Below are 15,633 nucleotides of genomic sequence, written 5' to 3'. Positions count from 1 at the left end.
TTATTATTTGCCTATCGCTTGTTTAGCAAACAGCTGTTTAATTGGGCCTAAGTTATCAACCATAGTTAAGCCCACACCGCGAACAAGCTTTTTAATGGGGTTAGTACCGGCAAATAACTCTTTCAAGCCTTGCATCATGGCAATATGTTTTTGGGCATCAAGTTTGCGAGTACGCTCGTAATCGCGAAGTAATCGCTCATTGGCAAACTCGCCCTGTTGCGAGCTTAATAACTGGGTTAGATAGGCTGCATCTTTTAAACCTAAGTTCATGCCAAGCCCAGCTAATGGGTGAATAGTATGTGCTGCATCGCCCATTAATATCACTTTGCCACTGAGCCACTTCTGCGCATAACGCATTTTAAGTGGAAACGCGACACGCTCACTTTGCACATCACATAAACCACATTGACCATCAAGGGCTGCCATCACCGCTTTATTAAACTGCGTATTATCCATTGCCAGTAATTGCTGGCAATGCTCAGGTGTTGTTGACCAAACGATTGAGTGGCTATGTTCATCTGGCAATGGTAAAAATGCCAATGGCCCGCTAGGCAAGAATATTTGTCGTGCGGTATTGTTATGCACTTCAGCGGTTTTTACCGTGGCAACAATGGCATTGTGGTCATAATCTTTAAAAGTGATCGGCAAATTAAACTGTTTACGAATTGCTGAATTAGCACCATCGGCCGCCACCAGCAATTTCGCTATAACGGGCTCGCCAGAATCAAGCGTAATAAATACATCGTTATCGCTTTGGTGAATTTGCTGATAGCGAGTATCAAGCATCAATGTTGCTTGGCTGTGCTTTTCGAGCTCTTTGATCAACGCATACCGAATAATATCATTTTCAACAATATGGCCTAAATGGGGTAACTCTAATTCAGTACTATTAAAGGCAATTTTACCAAAACTGTCTTGATCACGAACATCCATGTGGGTGTAGGCACGCGCTCGCTGAGCGATGATCTCAGGCCACACATTGAGTGATTCAAATAATGCTTGGCTGGCTAAGCTTAATGCACTTACGCGCAGTGCGTAATCTGCACCAGGTAACACTTGCTTTGCTGCTGCATCAATAACCACTACGCTAATATTTGCTTTTGCCAGCCCTAGTGCAAGCGTTAAGCCAACGCAGCCGCCACCCACAACACATACTTGCGCCTGTTTCATAGTCGTTTACCTTGTTTTACTTGCCCCATTAATTGCTTAGCCAGTGGGGTTTTTAATGAAGAACATAAATCCATCGAGAATAAGCCACAACTGCGGCCCAAAGCGAGTAATCGCGAGCTATTTGAAAACAATCGTACTAAGCCATCGGTTAAAGTCATCACAGTATCAATGTCTTGACTGCGTTGCTTAGCGTATTCACGGGTAAATGCATAACTCCCCAGTGGCTGTTTGCTTTTAACAAGGTCACACAATACTTGTACATCGCGCAGGCCTAGGTTAAAGCCTTGCCCAGCAATAGGATGAATTGCATGTCCTGCATTACCAATCAGTACAGTACGATGCGCAGTTAACGACTCGGCGCGGCCATATACCAGTGGGTAGCTTGCTCGCATACCGACTTTAGTGAATAGCCCTGCCCGATAACCAAATGCCGTGTGTAGTGCTGTTAAAAACGCGTCGTCAGCGAGTGACATCTGCTCACTCACTTGCTGTGGCTCCATGCACCACACCAATGAATAACGGTTATTACTCATTGGCAAAAGTGCCATTGGGCCCTGCTCCGTAAAGCGTTCAAAAGCATGATTATGGTGACCACTTTCAACTTCAATATTGGCAATTATTGCCCCTTGTGAATAAGGCTCAGTGGTAAAATTAAGGTTAGCTAATTGTCGTGTAGATGACTGCGCGCCGTCAGCAATAACCACTAAAGCAGCTTGAATTTGCTGCCCAGAGTTCAGAGTTATCGCGGCGTAGTCTTGCTGGTAACTTAAACTGGCCACACTGTCGGGACAAAAAAGCTCAACCTTGGAGTGTGTTAACAACTGGTGTAAAGAGCGGCCAAATGGATTAACTTCAACCACGTAGCCTAATGCTGGTTGGTCGAATTCTTGGCAATCAATATGGGTTTTACCAAAGTGGCCACGATCTGAAACCGTCACTTTTTTTATTGCTGCGGAAAAACTTGCTGTGGGGTCAAATAAATTAAGCTGTCGTAAAAATTGCACTGATTGCTGCGCCAGTGCAATGCTGCGATCATCAAAGCTGGGGTGGTGGTCGCCACTAGGTTGGTGCGCTTCAATAACAGCAATATTCAGCTCAGGTGCTGATTTGGCTAAACTCAAGGAACAGCTAGCGCCGGCTAAGCCGCCACCAATAATGACTACATCAAACTGCTTTGCCACGGTTGCTCCTAGCATTTGCCCATGTTTATCACGGCCTCTATTTCACTAATGCTTTTTGGCACGCTAGCGGTTAAATTTTCATGACCTTGCTCGGTCACTAAGAGGTTATCTTCAATACGAATACCAATGCCTTTATATTGCTCAGGCGCTTTGGCATCTAGCGCAATATACAAGCCAGGCTCAATTGTAAGCACCATACCCGGTGCAAATGGGCGCTCTTTTTCATCTTGCTTGTAGTCACCAACATCGTGTACATCAAGGCCAAGCCAATGACCCAAGCCATGCATATAAAATGCTTTACAAGCTTGATTATCAAGTAACTCTTGTAATTCACCTTGCAAAATACCCAAATCCAGTAAGCCTTGAGTTAGAACCGTCATCGCTAATTGGTTGGCTTTAGATAAGCTGCCGCCGGGTTTAACTTCTGTAAATGCCGCTTCTTGTGCCGCAAGTACAATATTATACAACTGTGCTTGAGGTTCACTAAATCTGCCATTGATAGGAAAGGTGCGCGTAATATCTGCCGCATAACCTTGCAGCTCAGCACCTGAGTCAATCAATACTAGATCACCGTCATTAAGTGTGTCGCTGTTTGCGGTGTAGTGTAAAATATTCGCGTTATCACCACCGCCTACAATAGTGCCATATGCCGGATGACGAGCTCCATGCATAGCATAATGGTGGTGTAGTTCCGCTTCTAATTGGTATTCTGTGGCGCTGGGTGTTGCAAACTGCATAGCACGAATATGACCTTGCGCACTGATCTCACATGCTCTGCGCATAATTGCCACTTCTGCAGGTGATTTAAACAAGCGCATTTCATGAACTAAGCCACGAATATCTTTAATTGTATGCGGTGCTTTGTAGCCTTTTTTAGGCGCGCCGCGTAGAGTATTTAACAGCCCCCACACTTTGTCATCAAACTGCGGATAAGTCCCCTGCGCATAAAATAAAATCTGCTGGCCGTTCACCAAATTCAATAATTGCTCATCTAGTTCAGTCAGCGCACAGGTTTGGTCGAATAAATACTCTGTTTTTGCTTTTTCAAAACCAATACGACGACCATGCCAAATTTCAGCTAATTTGTCTTTATTTAAACAAAACAGTGTACTGGGTGTCTCACTGCTTGGGCAGAGCACTAAAATAGCGTCAGGTTCATTGAAGCCAGTTAGGTAATAGAAATCGCTATCTTGACGAAATGCATATTCGGTATCACGGCTGCGAGTTACTTCATTCGCAGCAGGGATGATAGCCACGCTATTTGGCTCCATCATCGCTAATAAACGTTCGCGGCGTGCTTTAAATTCAGCTTTTTCAATACTCACTGTTGGCATCATAAACCCTGTTTATACTGTTAATTTTAACTTAGTGAAGTGTTTTTTTAGTGCTTGCTGGTGCTTGCTCTTTGCCAAGCTCTGCAAAACAAAGTAATGCCGATACACGCACATACTCAATCACTTCATGCAGTGCTTGGCTATCTTCTTCGGTTTCATCAAACATGGTATCGAGGCGAGTTATTTCGCTAAAATCGCTGATCACTTCTTTGACGTCAGCCGACAGTGTGCCGTAATCTTTTTGCTTTAAACCAAAACCCAGCATAAATCCGGCTACCCACGATACTAAACCATTGGCTTGATCAACTAAGGTTTCATCATCACTTGGTAAAAATAAATCAAATTGAAACTCTTCGTCGTTAAAGCTGGCAACTACTTGCTTATAAATCACAGCAAAAAATTCTTTTAAGTCATGACTAAATGACTGGCCATCGTTAAACACATCGCTTAATAAGCCTAAGTATTCTTTGGCTTCAATGTTCAAACCACAGGCGAGTAACCCACTGATCACACCGTGGGCCTCTGCTGGAGTAACAAAAATTTCGTTCTTCTCAAGTAATAATTGAGCTTGTTGGTAATCTGGTAATTCGTTCATGCTGGCATCTTTCACTTGGCTAATTAAGTTAATGCTACCACTCGATAAATGGCAACTCCAATGAAAAGTATGATTGAGGTCAAAAAGCAATCCAAAAAGTAAATGTGCCGTTACCAGCGTTGAAAAAGCAAGCAAGCAGTATAAGTTTTTTCAATTTGGGGTGTAAGGATTGGATTATGTCTTATATACTTAAGTCGTTCCCTAGGGTGTTGGAGCTTGGTTAAGTCCCTGAGCCGATAAATTTTATGTTAGGGTTTCTGTTCGTCTGCTATTGTGCAAGCTCGGCATGTACCGAGAAGCCTACGGCAAACCGCAGATCCCCGCCCTGAGACCTTATGGTTTCAGGATTGATACCGAGTGCCGCATACTTGGGGAACACCTTCAACTCCTTTCAGATTATTCCTTTTTGTACTTGAATCCGTTTAAAATAATACGGCGCAAATGTGTTTAATAATGTCGCAAGCACTATCAATCCAGTTCCTAATATTTGCATTAAACTCATTGATGTATCAAAAAATATTAATTGAAACATCATCGCAAAAATTAAATTAGTATAGATAAGCGGTGCAAGCTCTGAGTTTGAATCTACTAATCGATATGCTTTAGAGCGAAAAAATTGCGTGGACGCCGTCGACAACCCCAAAAATAGTAATAACAACGGGATCCCTTGTTCAATATTTGTAAGTAATTGCACACTCTGCTGGTACTCATATTGCTCTGTAAACATCAGCATTATCGGCAATACCAATAATGCGGCAATCGCAAAACACCAGCCGTTGATCACCAGCACTGGTAAATTAATTTTACTGGCTCTGAATAAGGCAACTTGCGAGCAGCCATTAAAAACCCCTGCCGCTAAGCCAATTAAAAGCTCCCATCGCCAAATGATCCCTTGTGTAGTTAAGTTTTGCATTACCACACCAATTATCATCACTATTAAAGTCGGCATTACTAGCCTACTAATCTTGGTTTTATAGAAAAACCGCTCCAGCAGCGGGATAAATAATGGCCCGGTACTAAATAACACCACCGCTTCGATTAAGCTTAAATAGCTCAGCGCCAACATAAAACAGCTTTGACAGCTGGCAATAAAAATTGCCCGTAGGGTAAATGCACGCCAAGCAGCTTGGTTTGGCATAACCCAATGGCTAGCCATCGCCAACAACAGCATCACCAAGGCGGGAATGAGTAAACGCAGCATAACTAAAATAGCGTCACTAAAATGAATCGTTAAAAATTTTGATAACAAGCCATTCAACGCTAAAGTAAATGTGGACAACAGCATAAATATACTGGGCCGTAATATAGTCGCCATAACAACCCCTTCCTCAATAACTAAATACGTTTTATATTGAGAATAATAAGCTTAAGATAAGTTTGGCCGCTAAAGTAGCGTGAAAGCGTACAATTAAAAAGCGAGTAATAGTGCACAAACCTGTAAGTAAAACTTAATAAAGAGACGATATGGCTCATTCAATCCCATTAAAATCACTGCATAGTTTTGTGGCAGTAGCGCAAACAGGCAGCATGGTACTTGCTGCAGAGCAGCTACATATAAGTCACTCAGCGGTAAGCCAAGCGATTAAGTCGCTTGAATCGCAGCTCAATACAACTCTGTTTAACCGAGTGGGTCGCCGAGTTGAGTTAAACAGCACGGGCAAACGCTATTATCAACGAGTACAGCCCGCGCTTAATGAGATTATTGCCGCCAGTGATGAAGCATCGCAAACGCAAACAGATAACTATTTAACCTTAAATATGGTTAATTCTATGGCGCTACATTGGTGGATCCCCCGCGTCGCTGAGTTACAAGCTTACGCGCCAGAGCTCGATGTACGTTTATCAAATTTGGTTGGTGAGTTTAATTTAGAGCAGCAAGGAGTTGATGTTGCATTAATTCATGGCAATGCCAAAGATTGGACTAACTACGCGTGTGAAAAGTTAGGTGATGACGAGCTAATTTTAGTGTGTAGCCCACAACTACTCGATCCAACGCAAAATCTACAAACAATGCTGAGTAAATACCCTGCAATTTTTGTCGAAAACCCACGTCGCTATACCGATTGGCAAGTCTGGTGCGACGCCCAAAAGTTAGCCATGCCACAACAGCATAAAAACTTAACTTTTAGTATATCGGTGCAAGCAACACAAGCGGCTATGCGCCAATTAGGTATAGTGGTTACCCATAAACAGTTTGTAAAAGATGATATTAAACATGGCATGCTAGTGCAAATAGGTGAGCCTATTTTGAATCCATACCAACAATTTCACTTCGTGAGCGCAAAAGGAAAGGCTGAAAATGCGAATATACTGCAGCTCAAACAATGGCTAAAACTGCAGTTTAATGATGAATAAAAGCGAGTAGCCCAATAAAAAAGTTACCCTTTTACTTTAAATGCACCAAATACAATACACACAGCCCCACCAACCATGGCCGCCCACGCTTCAAGCGGAGTTTCGCCATTTAAAGTGCGGGTAATTTGCGAACTTGCTGAGTCATAGACGTCATAACCCCAAAAAGCTAATGCAACACCAATACAGATCAGCGCAATACCAATTATTTTATTCATTTGAATTCCTATAAAACTCAACGTTAAGAATATCTAAAAATACGCTATGGCATTGATTAAAGCAAAATTAAAGTAGCAATTTAAACCAATGCACTCTTTACAAAGATAAATAGAGTTTGCTCACCTTAACGTGTGCAACCTCGTATAATTCCAGCAAAAACATAGCGTTACACTATAATAAAACACAATTATTGAATATTTTTCACTTTGTTCGAACCATCCCTGTATCAGCAACAAAGCATGCCTTTTGTACCCTAAACATCTTAACCTGTAGCTTTATTCATTGCGCTTATAAAAGTAAAAAATCAGCTGCATTTTTCATAGCTAAATTTACGCATTGCTTAAATAGCAACCATTTGTATAATCGCCGCCCTAGGAAGCACTACAACATCAAAAAGGACCTCTTATGAATGCTTATCTAAAGAAAACCGTTGCAACAATTTCTCTTGCAGCAACACTTGCTTTAACTGGCTGTGTATCAACAGAACTTAAAACAAACGACAAATATGACCTACCCGTTGAGTTTTCAACCACTAACCCAGCAATGATCTTTCCAGTTTCATTGCATGGCGTACCAGGCAACGATTCCGAAGTAGGTTTAGCGATCAAAGACAAAAACTTCTCTTTTGAAAACGTTATTGTACTGCACGTAGATAGCACTGGCGGTATTCCAGTGCCAGGTGTAAGACGCGTTACAGCGTTTGGCGGTATTATCAATGTGAAAAATTTAGAAGTTATTTCTTACATTGAAAAAGATCTGGTTTTAGGCAATGACCAAGATGCTATTTTGGCGCAAATGCCACTAGAGATGAATGCCATTGTTGAAGAGCTGACAGGCAAGAAGTAATGTTCTATGCCTTGCACGTAATCCAGTGTAAGGCATTAACACATTGAAATTAAAATAATAAATTCATAAGAAAAAAACTCCCCACAATATAAATCAAATTTATAGCAGCCCTTGCTAACCAAGGAAGCTTGGGGAAACTGAGTTTAAATTGCACGCTTAGCAGCGCACATCCGCCCATTAAGATAAACCACGGCGTAAAGAAGTAAATAAACTGCCACTTAATAAGCATTACAGCCAAATCATGCAGTGCCCCACTAACAGCAAACGTCACTAATACCGCACACCAATTAGGTAAAAAATCGGCTATTGGTTTCATCACGAAGCGTGATAAATAGTAGCTCCAAATTGGGTTCCAATAACGCCAAAAGACATAAAACGAAGGGGCACCAAGCGAGCGCTCGAGCATATTACGCATTGAACCTGAGGCTCCCAGCGCCACACCAGTTCGTTTCTTAACATATTCCGACAACGAAATAGCGATACTCATTTTATGGCCTTATTGAATGAAGTAGCCTATTACTTGCCACTGCTGAGCTGATTTTTTTAAGGTAACCGTTTCAATAGAGCCCGCTTTATTTGCAAAATCAGTTTGAAACTCTAAAATCACATACTCACCGTCAGGTAATTGTGGGATCGAGCTTAACACTTGACGGCTAACACCTTGGCGAGATTGAACAGCACCAAGCGGAGTACGAACTTGCTCTAACTTAGAAACCCAAAGCGCTTCTGGTACATTTTCTTGAAAAAACGCCCCCGCCTGTTGCCAACTATTTGCGTATTTTCCACTATCAATCACTTCTAACCAGCTAGTCGCTGGGGCGATTTCTGTTGCAACATCAACAACCTTTAATGTTTGCGCTCCAGTGAATGTGCTTATAAATAAACATAAAACAGCAATTATATTCTTCATTTTAAGTCCTACTATTTTTGCCGACGATTACGCTATAACTTTGCCATAAACCAGCGCATTATGAAAATCTCCAAGCTAAAGCTGGCTTTTATTACAATAAGTGGCCTTTTCAAAGTCACTGACATTCATTGCAATATTATCAATATGTGGAAACAACTGAGTAAGTTTAGTCACAATCGCTTTTGATAATTCAGCTTTTTGAAGTGTTGTTCGTCCTTGCATTATATGAGTAAATACGTGGATAAACTCATCTCGTTTGTTACCCACTAAATAGTTTTTATAAGGGTTTACTCTGGCTTTAATTTCGTGCTCAGCAAACAATCCAGATGCGTTTGCAGTATGATGAATTTGTTCATTAATAGTATCTTCATCATGGTAAGCCAAGATACTCTGCGAACAATCGACAATAAAATGTGGCATTAAATAACTCCTTGTTTATGCGTATGACTAAGCCTTTTAGCCTAGCTCTTATTAAACTATAAAACACTCTTTTATAATCACTTTACCTTTGCAAGCGCCGTCACATTTTACTTTTTACTTTACTGGTCGCGACACTGGTTGCAGGGCTGTCTGGCCAAAAATGTTTGGGATATCGACCCTTCATTTCTTTTTGCACATCACGATAACTAGTCTGCCAAAACCCTGCAAGATCTTGCGTGAGCTGCAATGGCCGCCTTGCAGGTGAAAGCAACTCCATTAATAGGGCAAGCTTGCCTTGTGCGAGTAATGGCGTACTGGTCATGCCGTATACTTCTTGCATCCGCACACTGAGTTTTGCCGGACCGTCAAGCTGGTAGTTTATTTTAATATTTGAGCCACTCGGCACTGTTAATCTAAGTGGTAATAACGCTTTTAAAGCTGATTGTTGCTGCCAGTCAAAGACATTTTGTAGTGCCTCACAGTAATTAAACTTTTTAAGTTGTTCTAGCGTTTTTATATCTTCTAGGTATGCACCAAGCCAGCTATCGGCATTGTCAATGAGTGACTGCTCAGTCATGGCTGGAAACTGTTCTGGTAATAATTTACTGGCTAAGCACATACGTATAAGTAACTGCTCACTGTCAGCCTGTTCATTGAAAATACTAAAGCCATGCTTTTTAAACATGTTAAGCCATGCTTTAGCTCGCTCACTTTTATCAAGAGAGTGTTTACTCGGCTGACTGGCGAGGGTAATAGCGCCTAGCTTTATCTCATCTTGATGAATAAAGCGTCCGGTTTTTTCATCAAACTCACAGCGTGTTTGCTGATAAAATAAGTGCCCAAGTTCGCTTTCAATTTCAGCAGGAGCAAATGCAACCCCGGCAAACACGCGTCCACCTTTATGCCCCCCCATGCTGGCAATCGCGAGGTAGTCATCGTTATGCCAAAACTCGTCACTAAGTTCAGCGCCAGCACCATTGGCAAGTAAATAACCATTACCACGCTTTTTAGCAAGTCGGTCTGGAAACGCAAACGCCACCAACAACGCTAAATAGCTGGTGTTTAATTGCCCTACAGGGCTGAGTTTTAAGCGCTTTAACCAATAATTAAGTTGTTGTTTAAATGCAGGATGTGGCCGAGTGTGTTGGCCATGTAAGGCAAGGTTTAAATCGGCAGCATGACTAATACGGCTTTCTAATAACGCCACTAAATATGCAGCTAAACCATAAATGCCGGGCATGCTCGACTCTAATTGCTGCGCTTTAATAAGCATGTGCGCTAAGCGAATGTCAGTACCAAAACCTAGCATCAGTGTACCAAGGGCGGTGAGTTTTTCTTTACCGTCGAGAGCTTCTAACATTTGCAGTAGTTTAGTTGCTTGCTGAACTTGTTGTTGCGCAGGCGGATCTAACAAGCTCAAGTCACTTAACTCAGCGCCCCAGCATTTTGCCTCTAATAATAACTGGCTTATATCGGTGCTCACTATTTCCGGCGCATCATGGCTATTACGTCGTTCAAAGGTTTGCTTTGAGCCAAGCCGATATACAACACCGGGCTCTATTCGCCCAGCTCGACCTGCTCTTTGCACAGCTGAAGAACGAGAAATACTTTGTGTTGTCAGCTCAGTAACACCGGTTTTTAAGTTAAAACTGGCGGCACGACGCTTGCCACTGTCCACAACAATTCGAATACCTTCAATGGTTAAGCTGGTTTCAGCAACATTGGTCGTCAATACAATCTTGCGCATTCCGTTTTTAGCGGGTGCAATGGCTGCTTGCTGAGTTGCCTTATCTTGTTCACCAAAAAGTGTAAAAACCTGACAATCAGCAGGTAACTCTTTAAGTGCTTGTTGGACTCGATTGATTTCTCGTTGGCCGGGTAAAAATACCAACGCACTACCCGCTTGTTCGTCGATGGCTTGAGTGATTATTGCAGGTATTTGCTCGAGCCAGCGGCTTTCGTCTTTTACTGGAATGTACACTTCATCAATAGGGAAACTACGTCCATTTGATTCAATAATGGGGCAATCAAAAAACTGCTGATAACGCTGCCCATCAAGGGTTGCCGACATCAGTAAAATAGTTAGATCATCACGCAGTGCAGCTTGTGATTCCAGCGCAAAGGCTAACGCAGTATCAGCGGCGAGAGAGCGTTCATGAAATTCATCAAAAATAAGTAGATCGACACCGGTCAATTCAGGATCGTTTTGTAGCATACGGGTAAGCATGCCTTCGGTGACAATCTCAAGGCGGGTATTAACACTAACTTTGGTTTCTTGCTTGATCCGTAAACCAACACTTTGCCCGACAGGCTCATTTTGACAACTGGCTAAATAGTTGGCGATGTTACGTGCTGCAAGACGACGCGGTTCAAGCATAACAATTCGCTGAAAATGCCCATCACGCATTAATTGCAGTGGCAACCACGTTGATTTACCCGCCCCTGGCGGCGCTTGTAATAAAGCTAGAGGCTGAGTTTTTAGTTGGGTAACCAGTTCTGTATAAATATCTTCAACAGGTAGCACACGTTTTTACCATTAATAACTATTTTGCTGATTGTAACGCAAGCTGCGTTAAAATTTCAGCTTTGCGGTAATATTGCTATAGCTTTTTAATTCACCTGCTAATAGGTATTTACGATAATGCTTAACCACATCGTCACTTTGCCAATGTAGTTTCTCAGTCGAAGGGACAATGCCTACCCAGGCATTGCGTTGATTTTCTTTTGCTAAATATAAAGCACCATCGGCAAGTTCAATCACCTGCTCCCAATTGAACAACTCTGGCATCGCTGCGATAAATGGATAACTGGCAAATCCTACCGAACAAGTGCAATGCAAAAATTCATTATGATTTAACGTAAATTGATGATTAGCAATAGCATTACGGATACGATTTAGGGTATGTGCAGCTTCTTCAACAGTGAGGTTATCCATAACAAGCAAGAATTCTTCTCCGCCCCATCGGATCAATAAATCGCTATCGCGACTGTGTTGTTGCAGTATTTTTGAGAACTGCTCTAACACCTGATCCCCCGCTCCATGACCATGGCTATCGTTAATATTTTTAAAATGATCAATATCCACCACCGCAAAGACTAAACTTTTTAATTGCGCAGGAGGCAACAAATGATTAGTACGTGATAATTTTGCAAGTTGCTGGTTAATAACACTAAAAAAATAATGACGATTATGCAGCCCAGTTAAGCTATCAGTGTAACTCATTGTTTTTAAAAGTTCGTTGCTCTTAGCAAGTGCATGAGTACGTTCAGCAACTTGCTGCTTCAACGTCACCAAATAACGCTGATTTTGCCAACGCCAATAAATGAATACCAGCCCACACATTATCAAAATGCCTGCTAGCAACCAGCGCTGTTGTTGTAATTGCTGATTCTCAATTGTTTGCTGTTGTTGCAATAAACGCTGCTCTTTTAATGCATTATCTTTACCAAGCAGCTGTAATTGTTGATTTTGCGAATCAAACTTAAAATGCGCTTCTAACTGTAGCACTTTATTGTTGCGTCGCTGCAAGCTCAATGCATCTTTGCTCAACGAATAGCGATTTAAATAACGATACGCCAGTTTATACTCTTTTTGCTGGCGGTAAGCACTCGCCACCAAAAACTGTAGCTGTGCCTGCTCTTCTAAGAAGCGCGTATTATAACTATTTTCTAGCTGCGATAACGCGGTGTGTATTGCCAGCTTAAACTTACCCGCCTGCAGATAGCAATTAGCGAGAGCCACGTAATAATGTAAACGCACTCGCTCTTGTGATTTACTGATCTGATTAGGATCAACTTTAGCTAACATCAGCTGTGCAGCTTGATAATCTCCGAGCTTAAGTAAAATTTGCGCATGGTTAACCGCCACTTCATTGCTAAGATCACCAATATTTGCAGTTACACTTTGTGCTTTTTCACTCGCCTGTAACGCTTGATGGTAGCTCCCCTTAGCCAAATAGATTTTACTTTGCCAAAGGTACATGAGTGCCGTGTACTCTGAATTATCATTTTCATAAAAATCAATGGCATGCTGTATATACTCCTGCGCTAAACGAAAACGCTCCAGCTCCATCTCTAAATGCGCCAAATGTAAATAAGCCCAAGCAGTGTACTCTTTATTACCAGCAGATTGCGCCAACTCTAAGGCATAATTATTAAGTTTTACTCCCTCTTCAAAGGCCCCATAACGGCGTTTAACCAACGCTTCTAACAAATAACTTTCAACCTCGATCTCCAGCGCTTGCTGCGAGACAGCTAATTGCCGTAGTTCGTTGATATAACTCATGACATGCAGCATTTTATCGGCATCAATATCTGCTTTAAATTTATCGTAATAGCGATCTAATTGCTGCTTTTCTTGCCCTGCGGTACTGGCAAGAAGCTCACAACCGTACATCAGTAGCACTAAAAAAAATACGTTAAAATAACTTTTCATTGGGTGGGTACTATCATTTGCTGATTTATTATCTGCCAATCTTTAACCTGTTGATTGATGAATCCTGATTGCTGGAATGCCTTATTGATAACACCGCTTTGTTGCAATATTTTTAAACCTCTCGAAAGGGCTTGGGCGACCTCTTTACCTTGCGGGTGCTTTTTACTTACAACAAAATGGCGGGTATCAGGCAGCACCACCTTAACGTTTTTTATTGGCGTAAATAATTGTCCGTCATAATTTAAATCCAAGTCAGCGCCGACACTAAAATTAATCATCATCGCATCAACCACTTTCGCTTTAACCATCGCCAACATTTCCTCCCATGGTCCAACATAGCTAATTGCGCTCATCGGAGTATTAACCAGTGCACGCCAATCAACCTGCCAACGAGGATTAACAACCACAGTTAGCTTATTGAGTTGCGATATTTGTAACTGTTGTGCTTGCAAATTATCTGCGGCGACATATAAGCCAGCCTCGTACTGTCCAAATTCAATAACAGCCTCACTAACATACAGCGAGCCGCGGTAATTTAAGATATCTTCATGCCACATACTACGCGCCAGCATTAAGCTAGAGCCATCAATCAAAGCATCAAATTCTGTATTGTTTATCCATGACTGCGCACGAAACTCCACCGGGCGAGTTTCACCGCCTAAATATAAGGCTTGTTGGAGTAAAATCATTTCCACGATCTCAAGATGAGAGCCATGTGTATTAGCAGTAAAATCAGTAATACTAAGTGCGTCACGGCCATTTAAAAATGCGCTATAACGCTCACTAAAATTCTCATTACTAAGAATATCAATAACCAATGCTGGCTTTGCAACTAAGGCATTACTAAATAGTATTAACAAACAAAATAAGTACTTCATAAACAAAGCCCTGATAATAAAAAAGTTGCGGCACTAATACAGTGCCACAGTGGCTAATTATACAGCAACAGCAAGTAAATTGTTAATTTCCGTTATTTTATGTAATCAACATCACACCTATTTTTAGTTTGCTTTTTATTAACTACAAACAACTTACGTTTGCCACCGGTAGCAAATATAGATAGAATTACTTTAGTATTAATCAATTTGGGTAGGACTAAATGAAAATCGCATTAATGAATGAGTTCAGTCAAGCAGCTAAAAATCCAATCGTGCTTGAGCAGTTAAATAGCGTAGCGGACACACAAGGTCACCAAGTATTTAATGTTGGCATGGATGGCGATAACGATCATCGATTAACCTATATTCACCTAGGAATTATCGCAAGCCTGCTGCTCAACTCTAAAGCGGTGGACTTTGTTGTAACAGGTTGTGGTACAGGTCAAGGCGCACTAATGGCGAGCAATGCGTTTCCTGGTGTGAGCTGCGGTTATTGTATTGATCCATCTGATGCTTATCTATTTGCCCAAATAAACAATGGCAATGCACTCGCTTTACCTTATGCCAAAGGTTTTGGCTGGGGCGCGGAGCTAAACATTAAATATATTTTTGAAAAAGCCTTTACTGGCGAAAAAGGCCAAGGCTACCCAGCTGAGCGTAAAGAATCACAAGTGAGCAACGCAGGTATTTTAAACCAATTAAAAGCCGACGTAGCTAAAGATTACTTAAGTGCACTTGAAGCGATAGATCCAGAGCTAATTAAACAAGCGATTGGCGGTGCTCGTTTTCAAAAGTGCTTCTTTGCACATTGCCAAGATGAAGCCATTGCCACTTTTGTTAAGGCACGGATTTAAAGTAGGTAAAAATACCAACACAATATAGTTTTATTCATTGAGTGCTTGATAATGAAGGGAATATCTTCAAGCCAACGGCTTTCGTCTTTAATTGGCAGATAGGCTTCATCAATGGAGTACTACGTCCAGATAAACTATAATAGGGCTTGAAAAAAGTTCACTGTAGCGCTCGTCATCTAACGTTGCTGACATTAGAGGGATTTTTAAATCTTCTCTCAGTACTGGCCGTGTATATAGTGCAAATACCAGTACCGTATCAGCGGCGAGTGGGCGCTCATGAAGTGCCTGTTAATTCAGGGCGTCAACGCACCTTCGGTGACAATCTCTAGGCGAGTATTGCTACTCACTTTACTTTCACCGCGTTCACGTAGGCGATACTTTGCCTAAGTGTTTATTGTTGTTGGCAGGCCAAGGAATTAGCAACTAGGTTCAAGCATAA

General features: G+C 41.7%; 15 protein-coding genes and 1 other RNA gene. 4 read left to right on the top strand and 12 right to left on the bottom strand.

What is annotated here, in order from left to right:
- Positions 1–3: 3 nt before the first annotated feature.
- Genes A7968_RS06120 through A7968_RS06105 form a run of 4 tightly spaced genes read right to left on the bottom strand, consistent with a single transcriptional unit; the run spans position 4 to position 4,280 of the window.
- A complete protein-coding gene (locus A7968_RS06120; RefSeq protein WP_064665689.1) occupies positions 4–1,170 on the bottom strand; it encodes an FAD-dependent monooxygenase in 1,167 nt (388 codons plus the stop codon).
- Entirely contained in the window at positions 1,167–2,351 is a 1,185-nt protein-coding gene (ubiH, locus tag A7968_RS06115; protein ID WP_064665688.1) for a 2-octaprenyl-6-methoxyphenyl hydroxylase, read from the bottom strand. The genes A7968_RS06120 and ubiH overlap by 4 nt, the downstream gene beginning before the upstream one ends.
- A gap of 8 nt (positions 2,352–2,359) precedes the next feature.
- Entirely contained in the window at positions 2,360–3,685 is a 1,326-nt protein-coding gene (gene pepP, locus A7968_RS06110) for a Xaa-Pro aminopeptidase (protein WP_064665687.1), read from the bottom strand.
- A 31-nt stretch (positions 3,686–3,716) separates the two neighbouring features.
- Positions 3,717–4,280: a UPF0149 family protein gene (locus tag A7968_RS06105; RefSeq protein ID WP_064665922.1), complete on the bottom strand. Its 564-nt coding sequence runs from the start codon at positions 4,278–4,280 to the stop codon at positions 3,717–3,719.
- Between the two features lie 195 nt (positions 4,281–4,475).
- On the opposite strand from A7968_RS06105, the gene ssrS reads away from it, so the two are divergent.
- Positions 4,476–4,659, top strand: a non-coding RNA gene (ssrS, locus tag A7968_RS06100) — 6S RNA.
- Between the two features lie 12 nt (positions 4,660–4,671).
- Here ssrS and A7968_RS06095 read toward each other — a convergent pair.
- The gene (locus A7968_RS06095) at positions 4,672–5,595 is read right to left on the bottom strand and encodes a DMT family transporter (RefSeq protein ID WP_064665686.1); all 924 of its coding nucleotides are present in this window, start codon (positions 5,593–5,595) and stop codon (positions 4,672–4,674) included.
- Positions 5,596–5,744: 149 nt separating this feature from the next.
- On the opposite strand from A7968_RS06095, the gene A7968_RS06090 reads away from it, so the two are divergent.
- Positions 5,745–6,635 carry a LysR substrate-binding domain-containing protein gene (locus A7968_RS06090; protein ID WP_064665685.1) on the top strand — a complete coding sequence of 297 codons (891 nt, stop codon included), beginning with the start codon at positions 5,745–5,747 and terminating at the stop codon, positions 6,633–6,635.
- A 23-nt stretch (positions 6,636–6,658) separates the two neighbouring features.
- On the opposite strand, the gene A7968_RS06085 is transcribed toward A7968_RS06090, so the two are convergent.
- Positions 6,659–6,850: a DUF3185 family protein gene (locus A7968_RS06085; protein WP_064665684.1), complete on the bottom strand. Its 192-nt coding sequence runs from the start codon at positions 6,848–6,850 to the stop codon at positions 6,659–6,661.
- Between the two features lie 406 nt (positions 6,851–7,256).
- Between A7968_RS06085 and A7968_RS06080 the strand changes: the two genes are divergently transcribed.
- Positions 7,257–7,697 carry a hypothetical protein gene (locus tag A7968_RS06080; protein ID WP_064665683.1) on the top strand — a complete coding sequence of 147 codons (441 nt, stop codon included), beginning with the start codon at positions 7,257–7,259 and terminating at the stop codon, positions 7,695–7,697.
- A gap of 49 nt (positions 7,698–7,746) precedes the next feature.
- Here the strand turns inward: A7968_RS06080 and A7968_RS06075 are convergent, their stop codons facing one another.
- The 6 genes from A7968_RS06075 to A7968_RS06050 all read right to left on the bottom strand — a co-directional run bounded on the left by A7968_RS06075 (position 7,747) and on the right by A7968_RS06050 (position 14,340).
- Positions 7,747–8,184 carry a hypothetical protein gene (locus A7968_RS06075; protein WP_064665682.1) on the bottom strand — a complete coding sequence of 146 codons (438 nt, stop codon included), beginning with the start codon at positions 8,182–8,184 and terminating at the stop codon, positions 7,747–7,749.
- A 9-nt stretch (positions 8,185–8,193) separates the two neighbouring features.
- The gene (locus tag A7968_RS06070; protein ID WP_064665681.1) at positions 8,194–8,607 is read right to left on the bottom strand and encodes a DUF4019 domain-containing protein; all 414 of its coding nucleotides are present in this window, start codon (positions 8,605–8,607) and stop codon (positions 8,194–8,196) included.
- A gap of 75 nt (positions 8,608–8,682) precedes the next feature.
- Positions 8,683–9,027 carry a 5-carboxymethyl-2-hydroxymuconate Delta-isomerase gene (locus tag A7968_RS06065; protein WP_064665680.1) on the bottom strand — a complete coding sequence of 115 codons (345 nt, stop codon included), beginning with the start codon at positions 9,025–9,027 and terminating at the stop codon, positions 8,683–8,685.
- Between the two features lie 100 nt (positions 9,028–9,127).
- On the bottom strand, positions 9,128–11,551 hold the full coding sequence (hrpB, locus tag A7968_RS06060; protein WP_064665679.1) for an ATP-dependent helicase HrpB: 2,424 nt from the start codon (positions 11,549–11,551) through the stop codon (positions 9,128–9,130).
- Between the two features lie 48 nt (positions 11,552–11,599).
- Complete coding sequence (locus tag A7968_RS06055; RefSeq protein ID WP_084448057.1) at positions 11,600–13,501, bottom strand: GGDEF domain-containing protein; 1,902 nt, start codon at positions 13,499–13,501, stop codon at positions 11,600–11,602.
- Positions 13,459–14,340 carry a hypothetical protein gene (locus tag A7968_RS06050; RefSeq protein ID WP_193330414.1) on the bottom strand — a complete coding sequence of 294 codons (882 nt, stop codon included), beginning with the start codon at positions 14,338–14,340 and terminating at the stop codon, positions 13,459–13,461. Before A7968_RS06050 ends, A7968_RS06055 begins: the two co-directional genes overlap by 43 nt.
- 221 nt (positions 14,341–14,561) lie before the next feature.
- On the opposite strand from A7968_RS06050, the gene A7968_RS06045 reads away from it, so the two are divergent.
- On the top strand, positions 14,562–15,194 hold the full coding sequence (locus A7968_RS06045) for an RpiB/LacA/LacB family sugar-phosphate isomerase (protein WP_064665677.1): 633 nt from the start codon (positions 14,562–14,564) through the stop codon (positions 15,192–15,194).
- Positions 15,195–15,633: the final 439 nt, after the last annotated feature.

It is taken from the genome of Pseudoalteromonas prydzensis, assembly GCF_001661495.1.
Lineage (GTDB): Bacteria > Pseudomonadota > Gammaproteobacteria > Enterobacterales > Alteromonadaceae > Pseudoalteromonas > Pseudoalteromonas prydzensis.
Note: the sequence above shows the minus strand (reverse complement) of the source record. Positions and strands in the feature narration are given on the sequence as shown.

Excerpts from the sequence above, each read along its gene's own strand:
- A7968_RS06120 (WP_064665689.1), bottom strand. The coding sequence starts at position 1,170 with ATGAAACAGGCGCAAGTATGTGTTGTGGGTGGCGGCTGCGTTGGCTTA.
- pepP (WP_064665687.1), bottom strand. The coding sequence starts at position 3,685 with ATGCCAACAGTGAGTATTGAAAAAGCTGAATTTAAAGCACGCCGCGAA.
- A7968_RS06105 (WP_064665922.1), bottom strand. The coding sequence starts at position 4,280 with ATGAACGAATTACCAGATTACCAACAAGCTCAATTATTACTTGAGAAG.
- A7968_RS06095 (WP_064665686.1), bottom strand. The coding sequence starts at position 5,595 with ATGGCGACTATATTACGGCCCAGTATATTTATGCTGTTGTCCACATTT.
- A7968_RS06090 (WP_064665685.1), top strand. The coding sequence starts at position 5,745 with ATGGCTCATTCAATCCCATTAAAATCACTGCATAGTTTTGTGGCAGTA.
- A7968_RS06085 (WP_064665684.1), bottom strand. The coding sequence starts at position 6,850 with ATGAATAAAATAATTGGTATTGCGCTGATCTGTATTGGTGTTGCATTA.
- A7968_RS06080 (WP_064665683.1), top strand. The coding sequence starts at position 7,257 with ATGAATGCTTATCTAAAGAAAACCGTTGCAACAATTTCTCTTGCAGCA.
- A7968_RS06075 (WP_064665682.1), bottom strand. The coding sequence starts at position 8,184 with ATGAGTATCGCTATTTCGTTGTCGGAATATGTTAAGAAACGAACTGGT.
- A7968_RS06070 (WP_064665681.1), bottom strand. The coding sequence starts at position 8,607 with ATGAAGAATATAATTGCTGTTTTATGTTTATTTATAAGCACATTCACT.
- A7968_RS06065 (WP_064665680.1), bottom strand. The coding sequence starts at position 9,027 with ATGCCACATTTTATTGTCGATTGTTCGCAGAGTATCTTGGCTTACCAT.
- A7968_RS06050 (WP_193330414.1), bottom strand. The coding sequence starts at position 14,340 with ATGAAGTACTTATTTTGTTTGTTAATACTATTTAGTAATGCCTTAGTT.
- A7968_RS06045 (WP_064665677.1), top strand. The coding sequence starts at position 14,562 with ATGAAAATCGCATTAATGAATGAGTTCAGTCAAGCAGCTAAAAATCCA.